Source organism: Cocleimonas sp. KMM 6892 (genome assembly GCF_035798195.1).
GTDB lineage: Bacteria > Pseudomonadota > Gammaproteobacteria > Thiotrichales > Thiotrichaceae > Cocleimonas > Cocleimonas flava.
This window is the reverse complement of the sequence record NZ_JAPFBV010000003.1, coordinates 479,834-500,907: the sequence shown is the minus strand read 5'-3', so window position 1 is coordinate 500,907 and position 21,074 is coordinate 479,834. Positions and strand designations below refer to the sequence as shown.

Here is a 21,074-nt window from a genome sequence, read left to right as displayed (position 1 = left end):
CGAGTCCCTTAAACGACCTGCGCAATCACGTTGATACAATCTCCCATTTTAATCCGTGTGGGGAAATGTCGCGAAATCACGGTGCCATCGCTGGGCGCAAGATAATCATGCGTTGGGGCGGCTGTTCTTTCAATCTCATGAACTCGTGCCATCAGCTGGCCTTTTGTCACGTGATCGCCGAGATTGATAAAGGGTTCCAATACGCCATTATGTTCGGAGAATAGAAAGCAGTCATCGCCAGACATATCTAAGGAAAAAGCCCCTGTAAGTGGGGGGGTGACTTCGCCTTCTAAAATACCTGCATGTTTCAGGAAGTTATCGACGCCCCGTTTGGCTATGGCATTGGTTTCAGGCGATGTGGTGCCGCCACCGCCAAGTTCGGTAGTCACAAATACTTTACCCATCGATTCTACCTGTGTGTCGTACAAACCAGCGGCATCGATTTCTACCATTTTCAAATCATAGGGCGCACCGAAGGCTTTCATCGCTGCGCTGCACTTGGCTTCTTGTTCTTTATTTTCTAATTCATGGCTGGCGGCGAACGGGACGAAGTCGAGCGTTTTACCACCCGAATGAATGTCCAATACATAATCTGCCATTGGTACTAGCGTGCGCGAAAAATAATCTGCAATCACATTAGTAACGGTTGATTTTGCTTTGCCCGGATAAATCCGATTCATATTTAAGCCGTCGATTGGCGATACGCGCGTGCCTTGCACAAATGCTGGGTAGTTCATCGCGGGTACGATAATGATACGTCCTTGAACATCGTCGAATTTATTTCTAGCCGCTAGGTTATAGAGTGCAATTGGACCTTCGTATTCATCCCCGTGGTTTCCACCATTGAGTAATGCGGTTGGGCCACTACCATTTTTGATCTGGGTGATGGGAATCATAATCGAGCCCCAAGCAGATTCATTGGTCGAATGTGGCAGGCGTAAAAAACCGTGCTGGATGCCGTCTTTTTCGAAGTCTATCGTTGCTGTAATTGGATTCTTATTCATATTTCACTGTTTTATTCGTTAATCTTTAACCAGCATTTCGCGAGGTACATGAGAAAGGCATTCGCCACCCGATTCCGTGACAACAATACTTTCGGTGGTTTCAAATCCCCAGCCTTCTAGCCATAGTGCAGGCATAAAGTGGAATGTCATATTGGGTTCTAACACACTGGTATCGTTGGTGCGGATCGACATCGTGCGTTCGCCCCAATCAGGCGGGTAAGAAACACCAATCGGATAACCACTGCGATTGTCTTTTTCGTAGCCGTGTTTTTTTAAGGTGCTGAAAAATGCCGTAGCCACTTCACCACAGGTATTGCCGGGTTTGAATTTATCTAAAGCGACGTCGATACATTCATTGATGACTTTTTCGACCTCGCGGTATTTTTGCGTCGGTTTGCCCAGATAGAGTGTTCGAGAGCAGGGGCAGTGGTAACGCGCATGTGCTGCGGCAAGTTCTAAGAACATGCCAGAATCAGTGCCGAGTTTTTCATCGTCCCATGTCATGTGGCTGGTCGCGGCTTCTTCTCGCAAACCCATCAGTGGAACGATTGAGGTGTAATCACCATAGGCTTCGGGCGTTCCTGTAATTGCAGCATGTGATATTTCAGCGGCTAACTCATTCTTCTGCATATCAGGTGTGACGACTTGCATGATGTGCTCATAGACCTTAGTGATAATAGTACCGGCAGAGCGCATGTATTCGAGTTCTTGTGGCGATTTTACGGCGCGTTGCCAGTTAACTAATGCCGTTGCATCGACGAAACTTGCATCTGGCAGTTTGCTATAAAGGGATTCTGCGGCACGTGCTGAAAAGTAGTAATTGTCTTTTTCGATGCCTGTTTTTTTATTGTGTAACTGCTTTTGTTGCAGAATATCCGCGAGGTATTCCATCGGGTGAATCTCAGGTGATTGCACATAATGATCAGGGTAGGGGATGACATTGTCTTCACTGAGATCAGTAGTGAGTTGCGCACCAACCGCATCGATGCCACGACCGAACCAGAAGAGGGTGTCGTCACTGCCTATAACCACGCATTGATGGGTGTAGAAAGACCAACCGTCATACCCTGTCAGCCAGTTCATATTTGCCGGGTCGTAAACGATCAGTAGGTCGAGTTCGGCTTGCTGCATTGCCTCGCGGGTTTTACGTTGTCTTTGCGTATATTCGCTGGCGCTAAATCGTCTTCGGCTTTCTTTCATGGTCTATCCTTTGTCTATACTTCTTCGTCTATCATTGAAGTATTCTTATCAATAAGGCTGTTAACACTTTAGAAGCGTAGACCATAAATTCGGATTAGACTTAATCAAAAACGATGATTTTTTTATCTTTTTTACGTTTAGTTTAAAGTTGCATTCACTGCTGTTTTAACCGCGTCGAGAAGTGCATCAACCTCCGCGGCTTCAGTGTTCCATGCAGTGACAAAACGCGGTGGTGCAGTTTCGTCTAATTCACCTTCGGTGACACTGAAACCAGCGGCATTCAATGACTCAATAACGTCACGAGGAATGTGCGCAAAAATCTCATTAGATTCGGTTGGAAAAGCCAACTCAATGCCTTTTATTTCAGCTAAACCCTGGCTGAGTCTTGCCGCCATTTCATTGGCGTGGCGTGCATTTCGTAACCAGACATCGTCAGTTAAATAAGCATCGAGTTGCGCTGAGATAAAACGCATTTTCGATAAAAGTTGTCCAGAGCGTTTATGTAAAAAAGGAAAAGATTGCACGAGTTCAGGTTTAAAAAACACCACGGCTTCTGCTGCGATACAACCATTTTTAGTGCCACCAAAAGACAAAACATCAACGCCCGATTTCCACGTCATTTCGGCAGGGCTTACATCTAAAGCAACAAGTCCATTGGCAAAGCGAGCACCATCCATGTGCACACTCAATCCATTCTCATGAGCAGTTTTGGCAATCGCTGAAATCTCATCAAGTTGATACAAAGCGCCCACTTCACAAGACTGGGTGATGCTGACTGTCGCTGGCTGTGCGGAATGCACATTGCCCACACCACGAATCTTATCGGCTAAAGCAGCAGCTGTGATTTTTCCGTTGTTACTGGATATAGGAACCAGCTTAGCGCCACCCGTAAAGAATTCAGGCGCACCACATTCATCGGTATTGATGTGTGACATCTCATGGCAAAACACTTTTCCGTAAGACGGTGTCAGTGTTGCAAGTGCGAGTGCATTGGCAGCCGTTCCGCTGACTACAGGATAGGCAATAACCTCAGTTTCAAATACTTCACTAAGCTTTTCTTGCAGTCGTTTAGAGTAGTCATCCTCACCGTAAGATTTCGCGATTCCTGAATTTGCTTCAATAATAGCTTCCATGACTTCAGGACAAGCGCTGGAAATATTATCTGAGGCAAAGCTGTTTTTTATGTTGTTATTGGGTGAATCTGATGACATTTTATTAAACCTAAAATTAGATAGCTTAGATTCTAGATCAAATTTAAATCTTCAGGTGGTTTAAACTTTTATTCCTGATGTGAAAAAACCTTAGGTTGATCATTTGACACTGTACATCGACGTTTCCTTGCGGAATCTACGATGGACTTTTCTGGCTCTTGGTGAGCCTAGAAAAGCCACCCCCCTACTTATAGGCTCTTTTTTTGAGGTACTTTTTTAGATAGCTCCAATAAGTAAGTTTAACGAACAGGCGTCGTATAAATACCAAACTTGGTAATCGTTTCGCGGAAGAACCAGTGATCTTTGCTTTTGCCGCCGCAGATTTCAGTTTTGTCGCCATTGGCAAAATTAGCCGCTACGTTAAAACCCATGCCGGGTTTATGATTGAGAGCGACGATTCGGCTTTCGTGTGGTTTCAACTGCACCAAAGAAATCTTCTCTTGCAGGTTTGCGCTACCGTGCTCGATGATCACGGATGGAAGTGTGGTGTCGGTATCGTTCAGTATTTCAACATACAACGGTTTCATTGGGTTTTTCAGTGAAAACCAGAAGACGGTGAGTACTATGCCGATAACTAAAAACAACATTGCATACGAAAGAGGGATACGTTTATTCATGACTCATTATGTTCTGGGGATATTTCACCAGCATTGATAATTAGCAAAACGGTTTCGAATTCAATGCCACGTTGTTTATTATGGGTTTGCTTCAATAATGTAAATATCTTTCGTTCCGCGGTCTTTTATTTCGCGTTTTGAGTGTAAATGCATGCCTATTTTATTCAACACTGATGATGACGCTTTATTTTTAGGAGCGACCAATGCCAGTAGCCGTTGACATCCTAACGACCCCAAACCATATTCGATTTGTGCCTGTCCAATTTCTGAGGCATAGCCTTTTCCCCAATGTTCTTTTCCTAGTACAAACCCTATTTCAAAATCTTTTTGTCCCAAAGCTGAGCATGCTAAAAGTCCTGAAAACCCAATGACAGTATTGTCACTTTTAAGAGCAAGTACTCCTAATTGCCTGCCATTTCCATTGTGATCAAAGTTAGCATCAACAAATTGCTTCGTTTCTTCTGTTGTTAGAGTATTGCCTGAAAAAGCTTGTGACATGACTTCGGGGTTTGAAAAAATGATGTCATGTAATACATCAATGTCTGTCTCTAAAACGGTTCTCAGAATTAGGCGGTCGGTTTTTATAATATTCATAGTTACTGATAAAAGATTTATAGAGATTTATTTGCCCCTTTGAGAAAAACCAGACTCTATTGAGGTAAGTTGTTGATTGTTTGATATAAATCAAACGGCATATCTTCCATCATTTTACAATTACTACAAGCTCTGGCAGTTAGCTAGGGGTGACCAGAGTTGACCAGAATTTAACTAAATGTAAAGGAATAAAGCACGGTTATGAAAGCAGCAATTGTTAGTCAGTTTAAAGAACAACTTGAGATCAAAGATATTCCTGTACCGAAAGTTGGGCCAAGAGATGTTCTCGTTAAGATTCATGCCTGCGGTGTTTGTCACACTGACTTGCATGCTTGTCATGGCGATTGGCCAGTAAAGCCAAAACTTCCTTTAGTGCCGGGACATGAAGGTGTAGGTGAAATTGTAGAAGTAGGCAGTGAAATTCACCATTTGAGTCTCGGTGATAGAGTGGGAGTACCTTGGTTGTATTCTGCATGTGGTCAGTGTGATTACTGTCTTGAAGGTAAAGAAACATTATGTATGAGCCAACAAAATGCCGGCTATTCTGTGGATGGATCTTATGCAGAATTCTGTCTTGCTGATGGTGAATATGTCGTGAAAATTCCCGATGAAGTTAGTTATGTACAAGCTGCTCCATTATTTTGTGCAGGAGTTACAACATATAAAGCACTTAAAGTTGCTGAGGTTAAACCCGGCCAATGGGTGGCAATTGTGGGAGCAGGTGGCTTGGGTCATTTAGCTATTCAGTATGCCGTAGCAATGGGAATGAATGTCATCGCAGTAGATACCGGTGAAGACAAAATGGCATTAGCCAAAAAGCTAGGTGCAGTACATTGCATCGACTTCAAGAAAGATAATCCATCGGAGAAAATACAAGAGTTAGTGGGTGGTGTTCATGGAGTTGTTTGTACAGCGGTATCTAAGGTTGCTTTTGAAGAGTCATATCGTTCACTACGTCGTGGCGGTACTTTTGTATTAGTAGGTCTACCACCAGAAGATATGCCATTACCGATTTTTGATACAGTGCTTAACGGTGTAAAAGTCGTTGGATCGATTGTTGGTACACGCAAAGATTTAAAAGAATGCTTACAGTTTGCCGCAGAAGGCAAAGTAAAAGCGATTATCGAAGTGAAACCGCTTGAGCAAATTAATGAGATATTTGCTGACATGATGGAAGGTGAAATCACAGGTAGAATCGTGATGGACATGAATAGCTAAAAGTCATGGGATTTGAACGTAGACCAAGGCATTAATGCTGGTTTAATTCTTGTTGAAATACTTTTAACAAGTGAATGGCTGTTTAAAGGCACCCCCCGCCTTTGAACGGCTTTTTTACGATCTCGTATCAAACTATTTTAGAAATGGTTTTGTTTCAATAGATAAATCACCGATAAAATCATCTGTGTATGCCATCAAACCCTGCGGTTTAATTGAAAAGGCTCCATCACCAAACAGTGCTTTAATTTTCTTTTTTTCGATATGCACTTGTCTTGGTCTATAACCGCTGACCATTCTATTGGGTAGCGGTATTAAAGGTGGTAAGGTGACATAGTTAGCGCCTGGTGGTCCATCTCGACCGGGTAATTTACGACCTTCGCCGAGCTTACCTTTAAAGGTATAAAACGCATCGGCTGAGGGTAAGAACTTCAACGCATACTGTTGTTCAATTTCACCGTGGGTAATATCCCAGCCTGCCATCATCGGCTTGTTTTCCCCTGTTTTTAAAAACTCAATCGAGTCTTCTTTTACAAATGAAAGACCGGGGTGCTTCTTGATTTGATTAGAATGTAAATAAAGCTCGTTAGATTGCATCGCAACATCTACCTCAACTCTTTGATCAGCGGGTAATCTAAGGCTATGTTCACTATTTTTGTCTGCGACTAACCAGGTCGTTTGATAATTATGTTGTTGTAGCATTATGGCGATGGGCTTTTCTTCAGACAATACTACGGTTAGACCGACATAATGATCGAGTTGATGCCAGTCTTCATTATCGCCAACAATTCCCATCGCCACCCGTTGCCATCCGGCAAGTCCTTTTAGTAATCCGCTATTTGCAAACACTAAGTTGTAACTGAGAAAAGTCAGGGGCAAGCGCTTATCTTTATAAATGAGTTCACTTCTATCAATACGTGCATAAATTGTCGGAGATGTCGTTTGTTTGATGGCTGAATGACGAAATTCTGCCTGATTATTATCTTTGTATTCATTCAGTAGGGTTTGGCTTACGTTGTTACTTACAAGTTTATTGTCGACATACAGAGAACCATGGGCGATATAGTCAGCATAAAAGTCGATAAACTTCGTTTGACCTTTTGCCATATAAACACGTGGTTTAAATTGTGTTAAAAGTAATTGATCTGATTTACTGGGTAATTCATTTGAGGGTTTGTTTTTATCGAAGTAGGTTTTAAAACCCGGTAATTCACTAAAGCGAGAATCATTGTTACTACAGCTCATGATTGTAAAAATTGCTAGAACTAAGCCAATGCCAATAGTAATTTTTTTAGTTAAAAACATAGAGCTGGGTTTCGAAAATTAATCACTTAATGGTTTAAATTCGTAATTATTCGATGGTGACCCAACTGCTTTTGAAACAGGATAATAGGTGAGGTCTTGCTCCTCAATCATCGGGAAATCATCAATCGCGCCTTTTAGCCATAATTGATAGTACTCGCTGGGTAAAATCACCGGCATGCGTGAGTGAATATCATTAATTTCAGGAAAGGCATCGCGAGTAATGATGGTACAGGATTCTATTTTTTCGCCAGACTCTGTGTCAGTCCAATTCTCGAATAAACCAGCCATGGCAAATGGTTGATGGTCTTTAAGCCCAATCCAGAAAGGTTGCTTACCTGCTGGTTTTCCGTCATTGAGTAATGTTTTCCATTCGTAATAGCCAGTCGCAGGAATCATGCAACGACGTCGTTTATAGGCTGAGCGAAAAGAGGGTTTCTCTGCGACCGTTTCGGAACGAGCATTAAAGGTATGGCTGGCAATGCTTCGGTCTTTCGCCCATGAGGGAATCAATCCCCAGTGCGCTGCGGTCAATCTGCGGTGATCACCAATCTGATAAATAATGGGAATGTCTGTGCCCGGTGGAATATTAAAATTAGGCTCATACATTGGCATTTGTGGATCGCTAATCACAAACGTTTTAATCAATTGCTCTTTACTGATGTTAAGTTCGAATCGTCCGCACATAGGCTCTAAAGTTAGTGATTAATGTTTTTATTCTAGCCTAATTAAGGCCTGTTGAGGGGAAAAGTCACCCCCCTACTTATGAGCCGTTTTTTAAACTGATTTTACACTATATCCGAACATCATGTCTGAACACCGTTTCTAACATTTAGCTAGCTTGTTTGCTTCTCGGACTTTTCAGCAGAATCTGTCTCAACCTCAGGGTTTTCTGCCTTGAAGATTTCCATCATCTCATTTTGCGCTATGCGTGATTCCGAAATGAATCGCTTACGGTCATCTCGATGCTCATGCAATCGATGAATGGTGTCTTCATCATGTTTGGCAAATAACGCGGCTTTGCGCTCTGCGCTATACGCTGGTACTCCTAATTCCTGTAACGCCTTTTTACCCAGACTCAGTGATCCCTGGAAAACTTCGCGTTCTATATGGTCAGCCCCTAATTCTCGTAACTCGTGATAGTGAATGACGTCATAAGCGCGTGCTAGGACTTTCAAATGTGGGAAATGTTTTTTCGCCATAGCGACCGCTGCATTGGTCTTTTTTCTGCTATCGATGGCGATAATAAGTAGTTTCGCCTCTTTGGCTCCGGCGGTTTCCAGGAGATCTAAGCGACTCGCATCACCATAATAAAGCATGAAGCCATACTCTCGAACGCGCGCAATATTACTCGCACTGTGATCCAGAACAGTTACCGAGCACTGGTTAGCGATTAATAGTCGACCTACGATTTGCCCAAAACGACCAAAGCCCGCAATGATTACGGGATTGTGTTGATGCTCCATGGTTTCTTCCATGCTGTCGTTATTGTCTTTGTCGTATAAGGGTTGGATATACTTTTCATTCAAAAGAATAAGAATGGGGGTTAACACCATCGATAGGGCAATCACGGCAGTCAAAATACCAACGATGTCTTTTGGAATGACGTTTGATGCTGAGCTTAGTGAAAGCAATACAAAACCAAACTCGCCTCCCTGAGCCAGGGCAAAGATAAACCAGAATTTATCGCCACGGAGTAAGCCAAACACACGGGCTAAAACCCACAAAATAACAAACTTAACGAGAATTAAAGCGAGTACCAATCCCATAATGATGAGTGGTTTTTCTGCAATCAATGAGAAGTCGATACCCGCCCCAACTGAGATAAAGAACAAGCCCAATAGCAATGCTTTGAACGGATCGATATTCGCTTCTAGCTCATGTCGGTATTCGTTATTGGCTAATACCACGCCAGCGATAAAAGCCCCGAGGGCGGGAGACAAGCCCACCAGATTCATTAATAGCGCAATGCCGATAACCAGTAATAAAGCGGCGGCGGTAAATATTTCACGCAGACCGCTTTCCGCAATAAAGCGAAATAAATGCCTGATCAGGTAACGGCCGATAAAGATAATAGATGCAATAACGGCTAAAACGATGAGTGCTTGTTGCCACGCAACCAGATGCGAAATAATGCTGGAAGAGGCATGGTCATCAACTTTGGTACTCGTTATATCACTAAGCGCAAGTAACGGTAACAGCGCGATAATAGGGATAACGGCAATGTCTTGAAACAGCAGTACGGCAAAACTGGATTTACCCGCTTCCGATTTCATGAGCCGCTTTTCTTCAAGGATCTGTAAGGCAATCGCGGTGGAGGATAGCGCCAAAATCAAGCCAATCGCCATTGAGGTTTGCCAGGCTAATCCCAAAGCCACTGCACATCCCGTTATGGCGAGTGTTGTGATGATCACTTGCAGTCCGCCAAGACCTAAAATAGGTTTGCGCATGCGCCATAAAACCTGTGGCTGTAATTCTAATCCAACCAGAAACAGCATCATCACCACGCCAAATTCGGCAAAATGCATGACGTGTTCGGTTTCATTAATCAACTTTAATGCAGAAGGACCAATTAATGCGCCTGCGATTAAATAACCTAAGACAGACCCCAAACCCAGACGGCTCGCAATGGGCACAGCGATAACACCTGCGGCGAGAAAAACAAAAGCTTGGGTTAAAAGATCCATAGGGGTGATTAATCTAGGTATTAAGAATCAAATTAATATAACAAATACTCAATGTTTTTATCCCATTCTTTACATATATCAAAGTAATAAACAGCGATTTCTCGTACCTTATAGTTAAAAACCGTTCACGGATAATCGTCGAATGAATATTGTGAGAGTTAACCATGAAAATCACAGCTCAATCAGCACGTAGAAGTGCCTATATGTTCAACTGGGGGAGTATTGCCGCAGTGCTTTTGCCACTGCCATTTTTACCGTTGTTTTTTGGTGCGTCGGTTTTTCTCTATACGATGAATCGAAATCACCCAGAGCCCAAGGTTGGTTATTATATGCAACGCTCTGCTAACCGCTTTTATTTGACCGCAGGCAGTGTGATTGTGCTGGGTAAATTCATTCCTGAATCTGCATCCACATTAAAGTGGTACTTTGCCTTGTGGTTGCTGGCGGTGGTGGTGTTATTGCTTCCTTCTGTTAAAGACATCTACGCCATCTGGCACGATAGCTGGGTAGACATTGATACGGATGCCCCTAAAACTGCCGCGATAAATGCAGAAGAAGCCTGATTACTGTCATTTCAGTAATCAACAATAATTTCGTTAATCAACAATACTAAAAGCCACCCCCCTACTTACGAGGCTTTTTTCTAATGGCATCATAAGTTTGATGTACGTCAAACTTTGTTAAACGAAATAACAGAATTAGCCATTTTGTCCTAAATTCATTGAACTGTTAGCAGAAATTAAAAACTGAATAACGTTAACCCTAAAAACATAGTAATCAAAGTAATCAAAGTTATAGAAAAGCTTGGATAGTTGTTTCGTTGAAACGACAAAAGTAATTTAAAGGGCAAAAGTAATAGCGTGATAAAAAGATGAGTTTTGAAATAAGCGTAGAAATTGCAGAACAAATTGCCATGTTTGCTTTATATGCAGACATGAGTACTAATTTAGACCTGAAACGGCGCATCATAGATAGCAAAAAAGAATACATCGAAAGTTTTAATAAACGCTTCGCCGGGTTTATAGACGGCCCGTTATCATCGAGTCTCTCGGCAGAAAGAATGGTGATTCCGCATAATAAAAAGAAGAAAAGCGGCTGCGATACGACCATCATTATCTCTTCGAAAGGGGTTTCGAAAATTGCGATCTCCAAATACAAATACCCAAGCTTTCAAGACCCACAAATGTATTGGGATAGACACAAAAAACGCTCTGAAAAATCCCTGTTTAGTTCTCAGCTAGACAAGCAACAAAAATACAGTGATGAATACGCCGTGATGGAAAAATTCATTAACAATAAAATCATCAACCAGACTCAGGCGATGACTAAAGACACGGCAAATTGTATTTGGCATGCTGATGTTATGTCATTTAACCAAAGCTGCAGACAGCACCCCGAAAGTCTCTGGAATACACAGCATTTATTAGATCTGTTTGATGAGAAGAATCCCTCCGATATTGGCTCAATGCTAAAAGCGGTATGTCTCGATCCGATTGCTGTGCCCGTAAGTATTCCTTCAGGAAAAATAGGGATAAAAAATTACATCAGAGAAAACAAGCTACCTTCACGCGTGCTTTCAATAAATGTTATAGATTGATGCTGCGTATTTGGTAAAGATGGTAAGATGCTGGGCTGTCTAATTAACCTAAAATCTGGAGTACATAATGGAGTGGAATGTTTATCTATCGGGAGAAATTCACACCGATTGGAGAGAGAAAATAATCGCAGGTTGTGAAGAACATAATCTACCTATCAATTTCAGTTCCGCTGTAACCAATCACGAAGCCAGCGATGCCGCAGGCGATGTATTAGGCAAAGATGAAAACAACTTCTGGCGCGATCACAAATCAGCCAAAGTGAACGCGATTCGAATCAAAACCATGTTGGAAAACAGTGATTTGGCAGTGGTACGTTTCGGTGACAAATACAAGCAATGGAACGCCGCATTTGATGCAGGTTTCTGCGCAGCTTTAGGCACACCCTATATCACGCTACATGACGAAGATATCATTCACCCGTTGAAAGAAGTAGATGCAGCGGCAATGGCATGGGCACAGACGCCAGAGCAAGTCGTTGAAGTTTTGAAGTATACGATCGCTCAGAAGTAGCTTTTCGAGGCTCACCAAGAGCCAGAAAAGTTCATCGTAGATTCCGTAAGGAATCGTCGATGTACAATGATCGATAATCCACAGGTGTTGTTATAACGGCAAATTTATTTCGACCCAGAGGCTCACCAAGAGCCCAGTTCATCGTCGATCTACACTAATCAAACTTGGTTAAGTGTTAATACAGTTCTAAGACACCCCCCTACTTTGAATTAGATTACGTTTTTGTGTTTTAAAAACGTAAATCGAATTTATGCAGAGCTAGGCACTTTTTTTCGGCCTGGTTATAAAGCTGAAAGAAAATAGCCCAAAAGTAGGGGGGTGATAAAATTCGCATCCAAAATTATGATAGTTATCGTATAATAAAGTTATGCAGAAATTCGTGACTCTATTTATTGCCTTCATTCTATCGGTCTTTCCGATTGTGAATGCGTCTGCATCTCCTCATTCTTGTGGCAATATGATGCCTGCGTCAATGGCAATGGCGGATCAAATGTCAGAGTCACAAAGCATCAACGAATCCACTACAGTTGATTCCGCAAACATGGCATCCATGCATGATTGTTGTGAAAAACCAGATAAAATCTGTGATCATTCAAATGCCTGTGATTGTGAAAACACACAAGTAAATTACACCTCTGTAACTACTTTTAACATTCAACATCCTCAAACTGTTGATCGTTTAAAATCTCAATATTTAACCTCCTTATTTACTTCAAAACCTTCTGATTCCCTCTATCGGCCCCCGATAAACACCTTTATCTAAAACACTTCTTAGACTTACGCCACGTGCGTCAAGTTTCTTACATCATTTATTTAATAGTGTGTGAACTAAAAAGAATCAAATGCAACTGTATTTGGTTTATCCATACGGTTTGAAGCTGTAACTTTTGTTTCTGTGATTAGGAATATAGATAGCATTCCTGTCGTTTCACTCAGTAAACATAAGCAAGCAGTATTTAAAGGTTAGTTATGAAATTTATTATAAAAACATTGGGTTTCTTGGTGGTATTGGCGATTACCGCAACGGCATATTGGTTTTTACTCGAACCCGCTGATAGAGAAGAGCTGTTTGAAAACACCGTTACTAAGGTAACAGGAAATAGTTTCGAGGAAACTTTTAAACCTAACTCTAATTTGAGTATGGATGATGTTAAAGATGATTCTCTGATAGAACACGCGCGTCGTCATGCTGACCCTACTTATGTTTGCCCCATGCATCCTCAAATAGTCAAAGGTGAGCCGGGGAACTGTCCGATTTGCGGCATGAATTTGGTCAAGAAAGCGCTTGAAGCAGAAGACAAACCAGCAATGAGCATGTCTGAAACAAAACTCATGCCTAAGCCGATGACTATGTCCAAACCAGTGACCATGGACGATGTCAAAGATGATTCGCTGATAGAACATGCACGTCGTCACGCAGACCCTACTTATGTTTGCCCTATGCATCCTCAAATAGTCAAAGGTGAGCCGGGGAACTGTCCGATCTGCGGCATGAATCTGGTCAAGAAAGAGCTTGAAGCTGAAGAAAAACCAGCAATGACTATGTCTGAATCAGAACCCATGTCAAAGCCGATGACTATGTCTAAACCAGTAACCATGGATGATGTTAAGGATGATTCGCTGATAGAACACGCGCGTCGTCACGCTGACCCTACTTACGTTTGTCCTATGCACCCGCAAATAGTCAAAGGTGAGCCCGGAAACTGCCCAATCTGTGGCATGAATTTGGTCAAGAAGGAGATTGAGGCAGAAGAAAAACCAGCAATGAGTATGTCTAAAGCAAAGCCAATGTCTGAAACCATGCCAAAGCCAACAATGACCATGGATGATGTTAAAGATGATTCGCTGATAGAACACGCGCGTCGTCACGCCGACCCTACTTACGTTTGCCCTATGCATCCTCAAATAGTCAAAGGTGAGCCAGGGAACTGTCCGATCTGCGGCATGAATTTGGTTAAGAAAGAACCTGTCGCTGATGAAAAACCAGCGATGTCCATGAACAGCAAACCCAAAGAGAAAAAGATCAAATACTGGGTTGCGCCAATGGATGCTAACTATCGTCGAGATGAGCCGGGTAAGTCACCAATGGGGATGGACTTAGTCCCTGTTTATGAAGAACAAGGTGACGATGGCGGCGATATGGCAATGAATCAGAAAGATGGAATGCCCGTCATAACCATAAATTCAAGTACGGCACAGAACATGGGTGTTCGCATTGAAAAGGCTAAGATCAATGAACTGTCACGCAATATAAAAACACTGGGTTCAATTACCTACAACGAAGACAGTGTGCATCATATCCATGCTCGCGCGAGTGGCTGGGTCGAGAAACTCTACACCAGCTCTCTTGGTGATCCTGTGGTTAAAGGTAAAACCCTGCTTGAGTACTATTCGCCAGAAATTGTAGCGGCACAAAAAGACTTGTTACTTGCCAAACGTGCGGGTGCAAATTTAACCCTCGCTTCTAAGACGCGACTACGTGATTTAAATGTTTCAGATGAGTTCATCGAGCAAATAAGCAAAAGCGGAAAATCACAGAATCGTGTTCCCATTATCGCCAATCATTCGGGTGTGGTTACCAGCATAGGCATCAAGAACGGTATGTATGTTACGCCGGGTACTCAAATCTATTCGATTGCGGATTTATCGTCAGTATGGGTGATTGTTGATGTATTCGAACATCAATTAACCTGGGTAAAAGTGGGCAACAAAGCGCTGGTTAAAGTCCAGAGTATGTCGGATAAGGAATGGCAAGGCGAAGTCGATTATATCTACCCTGAATTGAATCCTAAAACGCGCACTTTAAAAGTACGTCTAAAAATTCCTACGCCAGATCAATTGCTGAAACCCAATATGTTTGCTGATGTGACATTGCTAACCAACAATAAGAAGGTTGTAAGTGTCCCTACCGAATCGATTATTTATTACGAGAAAAGCCCGCGAGTTGTAAAAGTAATTTCTGAAAATAAATACCAACCTGTTGATGTCACCATCGGGATGAAATCTAACGGACAGGTCGAGATTATCGATGGCATTAAAGAAGGTGACGATATTCTGGTTTCAGGCCAGTTCATGATTGATTCTGAAAGTAATTTGCAAGCGAGTTTCCGTCGCCTGATGGGCAAATAAGCCATGCTAGCGCACATTATAAAAGCATCCATCAATAACCGTTTTCTAGTGATTATGTTTACGGTGTTAATAACCGCTTGGGGTTTAGTCTCACTGTCCAAGACGCCACTAGATGCGATTCCTGACTTATCGGATGTTCAGGTCATCGTCAAAACCAGTTTTCCGGGGCAAGCGCCACAAGTGGTGGAAGACCAGGTCACTTATCCGATCACAACCACTATGTTGAGTGTGCCGAAAGCAACTGCTGTTCGCGGTTACTCATTCTTCGGTGATTCTTATGTATATGTGATTTTTGAGGAAGGCACTGATATCTACTGGGCACGCGCCAGAGTACAGGAATACATCAGTCAGGCAGCCAGTCAATTGCCAGAAGGTGTAGAGCCTCGTTTGGGTCCTGATGCAACAGGTGTCGGTTGGGTTTATGAATATGCGTTAGTCGATAGAAGCAATAATCATGACCTCTCACAGCTAAGATCACTTCAAGACTGGTTCGTTAAATTCGAATTACAAACCGTTCCCGGTGTATCGGAAATTGCCACTATTGGCGGTATGGTAAAGCAATATCAAATCACGGCTGATCCGAATAACCTTCGTGCCTATGGCATATCACTCAGCCAGCTGAAAACAGCGATACAAAAAGGCAATAGAGAAACCAGTGGTTCGGTCATGGAGCTTGGCGAAGCCGAATACATGATTAGCTCCAAAGGTTATCTAAAGAACATAGAAGATATCGAAACGATACCCGTCAGCCTGAATAAAGAAACAGGTTCGCCGATATTGTTACGTGATGTTGCACAGGTAAATATTGGTCCACAAATGCGTCGAGGAATCGCAGAACTGGATGGTGAAGGTGAAGTCGTCGGCGGAATTGTAGTGATGCGCTATGGCGAAAATGCACTGCAAGTTATCGAAGATACCAAAAAGAAACTGGAAGATATTAGGCAAGGTCTACCTAAAGGCGTTGAAATTGTAACGACCTATGACCGTTCAAAACTGATTCTAAATGCTGTTGATAATCTAAAAATCAAACTACTCGAAGAGTTTGCCGTAGTTGCCGTGGTTTGTTTGATATTCCTGTTGCATCTGCGTTCAGCACTGGTCGCTATTATTAGTCTACCTATTGGTATATTAATGGCATTTACGGTGATGCAATACCAAGGCATTAACGCAAATATCATGTCATTAGGAGGTATCGCCATAGCCATTGGCGCGATGATTGATGCCGCAATTGTAATGATCGAAAATGTACATAAACACCTGGAGCATTACAAAGAAGATCATGGCGTGATGCCCAAAGGTAATGAGCACTGGAAAGTAGTTACCGAAGCATCAATCGAAGTAGGGCCAGCGTTATTCTTCTCACTGTTAATCATTACGCTAAGTTTTGTTCCTATCTTTGCTTTAGAAGCGCAAGAAGGCCGATTATTCTCTCCGCTGGCATTTACCAAAACCTATGCAATGGCTGCGGCTGCCGGTTTGTCTGTTACATTAGTGCCAGTATTAATGGGCTACTTTATTCGCGGAAAATTACCCAAAGAAAGCAGTAACCCACTGTCGGTTATTCTGATTTTTATCTATCGACCATTGCTCAAGATGTGCTTGGCAGCACCGTTTCTGACTATTTTAGTATCGTTACTGGTAATCCTTTCAGCAATCGTACCGTTGAATAAAATTGGTAGTGAATTCATGCCAGAACTCGAAGAAGGCGACCTGTTGTATATGCCGACCACGCTTCCGGGCGTGTCCATTGGTAAAGCGCAAGAACTGTTGATGCAAACCGACAAGCTGATTAAAACCGTTCCAGAAGTTGAGCGTGTCTTCGGTAAAATAGGGCGTGCGGAAACAGCAACCGACCCGGCACCACTCACGATGATCGAAACAACCATTCAATTTAAAGATAAGAGCGAATGGCGCGAAGGATTGACCACGAAAAAGCTCATAGAAGAACTCGATAAACTGGTGAAGTTTCCAGGGTTAACCAACGCGTGGGTACAGCCAATCAAAACCCGAATCGATATGCTCGCTACAGGCATTAAAACGCCAGTTGGAATCAAAGTTGCGGGGCAAGACTTAAAGGTCATCGAGGAGATTGGAAAGGATATCGAGGGCATTCTAAATGATGTGGAAGGCACCGCTTCGGTATTCTCCGAACGTGTTTCAGGTGGTCGTTATATCGAGATCGTTCCTGATCGTATTACCGCGGCGCGTTTTGGCTTAAATATCGATGATATTCAGACCATCATAAGTTCTGCCGTAGGTGGTGCGAACATAACGCAAACGGTCGAAGGGCTTGAACGCTATCCGGTTAATTTACGTTATCCGCGTCACACCAGGGATGATATCGATAAGCTCATGGAGTTGCCTCTGGTAACACCGTCAGGCGCACATATACCTTTATCTCGCGTGGCAGACATTCGTTTCAGTGAAGGCCCTCCGATGATAAAAACGGAGAATGCACGTTTGAATGGCTGGACTTTCGTCGATATCAAAGATGTCGATTTAGGTGGCTATGTCAAAAATGCACAGAAAATATTACGGGATAAACTAGAACTTCCTCCCGGTTATTCCGTCACCTGGACAGGTCAATACGAATACCTATTGCGGGTGCAAGAAAAGCTCAGCGTCGTGATTCCCATGATGTTACTGATTATTCTATTGTTGCTCTACATCACTTTCCGCAGCATGACAGCGGCATTAATTATTATGTTATCGCTACCTTTCGCATTGGCAGGTGGCATCTGGTATTTGTATATATTGCAATACAACTTCTCGGTTGCAGTCGCCGTAGGCTTCATCGCTTTGGCGGGTGTAGCGGCTGAGTTTGGGGTGATTATGTTGATCTATCTAGACAATGCGATAGAGAAAAGAAAACGACAGGGTAACTACCATACAGTCGATGATTTAAAAGCCTGCATTATGGAAGGCGCGGTAATGCGAGTTCGTCCCAAAGCGATGACAGTAGCAATCATTATCGCGGGCTTAATTCCGATTATGCTGGGTAGTGGAACAGGCTCCGACGTAATGCAACGCATCGCAGCGCCAATGATTGGCGGAATGATAACCGCACCGTTTTTATCTTTATTAGTGATTCCTGCAATTTATTTGCTGTGGAAAACACACGAGCTAAAAAAGCTAGCGCTCAAAAAGCCAGAACAACAAAACCCAGAATCAAAACTCGCTATGGAGAACAACTCATGAAACTTTTAAAACTTCAAAGCCTTCAAAGTGTTCATGGCCTAGTTTTGATTGGTCTTATTGTTGCGACAGGGAATCTAATTCCATCTCAAGCATTCGCAGCAGCTACACCTCCACCAACACCTCTGAATCAATTGATAAAAATCGCGGTGGATAATAACCCTCAGCTGAAATCCAAACGACTCGCGTGGCAAAGTCTGATTCATCAATACAAACAAGCGACTTCGCTAGATGATCCTAAGCTGGTTTATACCGAAGCGATTAACCCGGTGGAAACGCGTTTAGGTCCTCAAGATAGAGTGCTCGCGTTAAATCAGAAAATCCCATATCGCGGAAAATTAGCCTTAAAAGGCAAGCTGATACAAAAGGATATCGAATCAGCGAAAGTCTCGTTTGATAGAGCCAGTCGCGACTTAATTGTAGATCTAAAGCAATCCTATTATGAATTGGTCTATCTCGAAAATGCGATTCAACTAAGTCAGCAGAATAAGCAGTTGCTGGATAAAGTGACCAACCTTGCAAGCACCGACTACGCAGCAAACGTCAGTACCTTAAACGATGTGGCGAAGGCGCAGAGTCAAACGGCTCAGGTCGCTTATGATGTGCAATTACTACAAGAGTTAGCCTCTACCGAAAAGACACGCATCAATACACTGCTAAACCGCAATCCAGAATTTGCCTTTGAAGTATCACGCCATACGCGGATGCCACCTAAATTCCCTCATCCTATTACGCGCCTTTATCAATGGGCTGAATCCAATGAAGAAATCACATTGAGTGATATAGCAATCCAGAAAAGTAAATTACAGCAGCAGCTAGCGGGCTACGCAAGTAAGCCAGATTTTACGGTGGGCGCGCTTTATACCCAGATTGGAGAGCGTAATGTTGATGGATTAGACAGAAATGGACGAGATGGTTTTGCAGTCAATATCGGCTTGAATATTCCCCTTAATCGATCAAAAAACAGGGCGATTAAAGAGCAGGCGAGACTCCAGCATCTACAGAAAATAGAAGATAAGAAATCCATGCAGAATGCCTTAAGAAACAGCGTGAAAAAACTCCATTTCAAATTAAATAATGCCTATCGACAAACCGTGCTGTATCAGAACAGTTTGATTCCTCAAGCGAATCGGGCGATGCAGGTGGCACAATCACAGTATCGCGAAAATAAGGGTTCGATTGGACAATATCTGGAAACGCAATCAACCGGCTTAAATTTTCAATTAGCCTATCAACGTGCGCTGGCAGATTACTGGCAAAGCCTCATCCAGTTGGAAAAGCTGACAGGTAAAAAGCTATGAGACTCTTACTTAAAAACGTAACTAGGCCATTACCAAAAACAGCGCTAACAAGTCTAACAATGTGTTCTGTATTGCTACTCACTGCTTGTAGCCAAAGTCGTGTCGTTAACACATTACAGAAAGACTTTGATCAGCATAAATACTCGGAATACGTAAAAGCCAATCTACAAACTAAAACACCGGTCACGACTGCAAGTAACATACCTCAAATGCCGACGCTAGCCTTGGCAAAACGCCAATCGAATGGATCAAGAAAAGCCAGAGCAAACTTAAATGGCGTGATAGCCAATAATGGCTTATTCAAACCCATTGCCGACAATACTTCAGTGGAAACGCTAGCTAAAAAAGCATCACTCAATACCGTATTAAACATGGCGTTAACACGTAATCTGGATATCAAAAGCGCGCAACAACAAGCTCAGGCAAGCTTATCTAAATACAATCAGGTGGAATACTTATCAGATATGCTGGCGCAGTATGAAGCTTTCACCAATGAGTTAGCGTTAACGGGTAGCGCAAAGGCGAGTTTGTCGAAAAACAAAAGCGCAGCCTATCCATCCCCGGGTTTGAATGCGATTAAGTCATCCATTATTGATGAGTCGGTAAAATACTCGCGCTTAAAGCTCAAGCAAACGACACAAGATACCATTACCAACGCACGGATTGCCTATACAGAAATGCAAACCGCACAACGAGAAATGGTGTTGCAGTCCAGGCTAACCAGCCAATACAAATCACTCAAAGAAGAATTGCAAAATAACTACGCCACCAATACCGGCGGGCTGGATGATATTTTACAAGCAGATATTGAAATCGCCGCCAGCCAAAATAAACGCAGAGTCGCAAAAGACAAACGCGATGCCCAGCAAGCACGATTAAACGCACTACTGAATATCCTCGCGACGACTCGTTTTGGTAGTCTGGATAAATTGGGTAAAGCAAATCTGTCTACAAGCCGAGCTGATATAACGCAACAAGCACATAAACATCGCGTAGAAATTGCCTTATTACAATCAGAACTGTCTAAAATGCAGCGCGTTATTCAACTCTCAGAAAGACGACTCTACCCCGATTTAGATGCAGGTTTCAGTCGTACCCAAAACGGAAAATTCAACACCAAACCAAAGATAAAAACGAATAACTTCTTTGCAAAAAATGACGCCTATCTGGAAGAAACCCGACAAAAAGCCAAAGCACTAGCATCAAAAATAGCCGCCTTAAAAAACACCACCAGCGATGCGCTACAACAGACCTTATCTAACTACCAGTCACAACAATCAACTTACACGTTGTACCAAAATAATGTCATCCCAAAAGCGAAATCTTCACTGGATATTGCCAGAAATGCATTCGAGACAGGTGAAAGTGATAATGTAAAAGTGATAAAGGCGCAGATAGCGATTACAAAATACCGTCTGCTTTTATTGAATGCGCAGAGTGGGATGGAGGTTAGTCGATATAAGGCTGAGCGGTTGATTGGTTTTAGACTTAAGTAATATTTTTAAAGCCAC

General features: G+C 42.7%; 17 protein-coding genes. 9 read left to right on the top strand and 8 right to left on the bottom strand.

Annotation, left to right across the window (positions count from 1 at the left end):
- Positions 1 to 8: 8 nt before the first annotated feature.
- The 5 genes from doeB to OO007_RS11215 all read right to left on the bottom strand — a co-directional run bounded on the left by doeB (position 9) and on the right by OO007_RS11215 (position 4,626).
- Positions 9 to 1,004: a N(2)-acetyl-L-2,4-diaminobutanoate deacetylase DoeB gene (doeB, locus tag OO007_RS11235; protein ID WP_325808867.1), complete on the bottom strand. Its 996-nt coding sequence runs from the start codon at positions 1,002 to 1,004 to the stop codon at positions 9 to 11.
- Positions 1,005 to 1,022: 18 nt separating this feature from the next.
- A complete protein-coding gene (locus OO007_RS11230) occupies positions 1,023 to 2,204 on the bottom strand; it encodes a M24 family metallopeptidase (protein ID WP_325808866.1) in 1,182 nt (393 codons plus the stop codon).
- Positions 2,205 to 2,341: 137 nt separating this feature from the next.
- On the bottom strand, positions 2,342 to 3,415 hold the full coding sequence (locus tag OO007_RS11225; protein WP_325808865.1) for a threonine aldolase family protein: 1,074 nt from the start codon (positions 3,413 to 3,415) through the stop codon (positions 2,342 to 2,344).
- 239 nt (positions 3,416 to 3,654) lie between these two features.
- Entirely contained in the window at positions 3,655 to 4,032 is a 378-nt protein-coding gene (locus OO007_RS11220; protein ID WP_325808864.1) for a hypothetical protein, read from the bottom strand.
- A gap of 78 nt (positions 4,033 to 4,110) precedes the next feature.
- Positions 4,111 to 4,626: a GNAT family N-acetyltransferase gene (locus tag OO007_RS11215; protein ID WP_325808863.1), complete on the bottom strand. Its 516-nt coding sequence runs from the start codon at positions 4,624 to 4,626 to the stop codon at positions 4,111 to 4,113.
- Between the two features lie 201 nt (positions 4,627 to 4,827).
- On the opposite strand from OO007_RS11215, the gene adhP reads away from it, so the two are divergent.
- On the top strand, positions 4,828 to 5,844 hold the full coding sequence (gene adhP / locus OO007_RS11210) for an alcohol dehydrogenase AdhP (RefSeq protein ID WP_325808862.1): 1,017 nt from the start codon (positions 4,828 to 4,830) through the stop codon (positions 5,842 to 5,844).
- A 132-nt stretch (positions 5,845 to 5,976) separates the two neighbouring features.
- Here adhP and OO007_RS11205 read toward each other — a convergent pair whose 3' ends face one another.
- The 3 genes from OO007_RS11205 to OO007_RS11195 all read right to left on the bottom strand — a co-directional run bounded on the left by OO007_RS11205 (position 5,977) and on the right by OO007_RS11195 (position 9,830).
- Positions 5,977 to 7,086, bottom strand: coding sequence for a hypothetical protein (locus OO007_RS11205; protein WP_325808861.1), 1,110 nt, complete (start codon positions 7,084 to 7,086; stop codon positions 5,977 to 5,979).
- A 78-nt stretch (positions 7,087 to 7,164) separates the two neighbouring features.
- Positions 7,165 to 7,830 carry an SOS response-associated peptidase gene (locus OO007_RS11200; protein WP_325808860.1) on the bottom strand — a complete coding sequence of 222 codons (666 nt, stop codon included), beginning with the start codon at positions 7,828 to 7,830 and terminating at the stop codon, positions 7,165 to 7,167.
- Between the two features lie 149 nt (positions 7,831 to 7,979).
- A complete protein-coding gene (locus tag OO007_RS11195; RefSeq protein WP_325808859.1) occupies positions 7,980 to 9,830 on the bottom strand; it encodes a monovalent cation:proton antiporter-2 (CPA2) family protein in 1,851 nt (616 codons plus the stop codon).
- A gap of 164 nt (positions 9,831 to 9,994) precedes the next feature.
- Here OO007_RS11195 and OO007_RS11190 point away from each other — a divergent pair, with 164 nt between their 5' ends.
- The 8 genes from OO007_RS11190 (at position 9,995) to OO007_RS11155 (ending at position 21,059) form a co-directional block, all read left to right on the top strand.
- Positions 9,995 to 10,393 carry a hypothetical protein gene (locus OO007_RS11190; RefSeq protein ID WP_325808858.1) on the top strand — a complete coding sequence of 133 codons (399 nt, stop codon included), beginning with the start codon at positions 9,995 to 9,997 and terminating at the stop codon, positions 10,391 to 10,393.
- A 308-nt stretch (positions 10,394 to 10,701) separates the two neighbouring features.
- Positions 10,702 to 11,427 (top strand): hypothetical protein, encoded by a 726-nt coding sequence (locus tag OO007_RS11185; RefSeq protein ID WP_131907697.1) that lies wholly within the window; start codon positions 10,702 to 10,704, stop codon positions 11,425 to 11,427.
- 67 nt (positions 11,428 to 11,494) lie between these two features.
- On the top strand, positions 11,495 to 11,938 hold the full coding sequence (locus tag OO007_RS11180; RefSeq protein WP_325808857.1) for a YtoQ family protein: 444 nt from the start codon (positions 11,495 to 11,497) through the stop codon (positions 11,936 to 11,938).
- A gap of 379 nt (positions 11,939 to 12,317) precedes the next feature.
- On the top strand, positions 12,318 to 12,701 hold the full coding sequence (locus tag OO007_RS11175; protein ID WP_325808856.1) for a hypothetical protein: 384 nt from the start codon (positions 12,318 to 12,320) through the stop codon (positions 12,699 to 12,701).
- A 206-nt stretch (positions 12,702 to 12,907) separates the two neighbouring features.
- Positions 12,908 to 15,067: an efflux RND transporter periplasmic adaptor subunit gene (locus OO007_RS11170; RefSeq protein ID WP_325808855.1), complete on the top strand. Its 2,160-nt coding sequence runs from the start codon at positions 12,908 to 12,910 to the stop codon at positions 15,065 to 15,067.
- A gap of 3 nt (positions 15,068 to 15,070) precedes the next feature.
- Positions 15,071 to 18,265 carry an efflux RND transporter permease subunit gene (locus tag OO007_RS11165; protein WP_325808854.1) on the top strand — a complete coding sequence of 1,065 codons (3,195 nt, stop codon included), beginning with the start codon at positions 15,071 to 15,073 and terminating at the stop codon, positions 18,263 to 18,265.
- Positions 18,262 to 19,563, top strand: a complete 1,302-nt coding sequence (locus OO007_RS11160) for a TolC family protein (protein ID WP_325808853.1) — start codon at positions 18,262 to 18,264, stop codon at positions 19,561 to 19,563. Before OO007_RS11165 ends, OO007_RS11160 begins: the two co-directional genes overlap by 4 nt.
- Positions 19,560 to 21,059 (top strand): TolC family protein, encoded by a 1,500-nt coding sequence (locus OO007_RS11155; protein WP_325808852.1) that lies wholly within the window; start codon positions 19,560 to 19,562, stop codon positions 21,057 to 21,059. Before OO007_RS11160 ends, OO007_RS11155 begins: the two co-directional genes overlap by 4 nt.
- Positions 21,060 to 21,074: the final 15 nt, after the last annotated feature.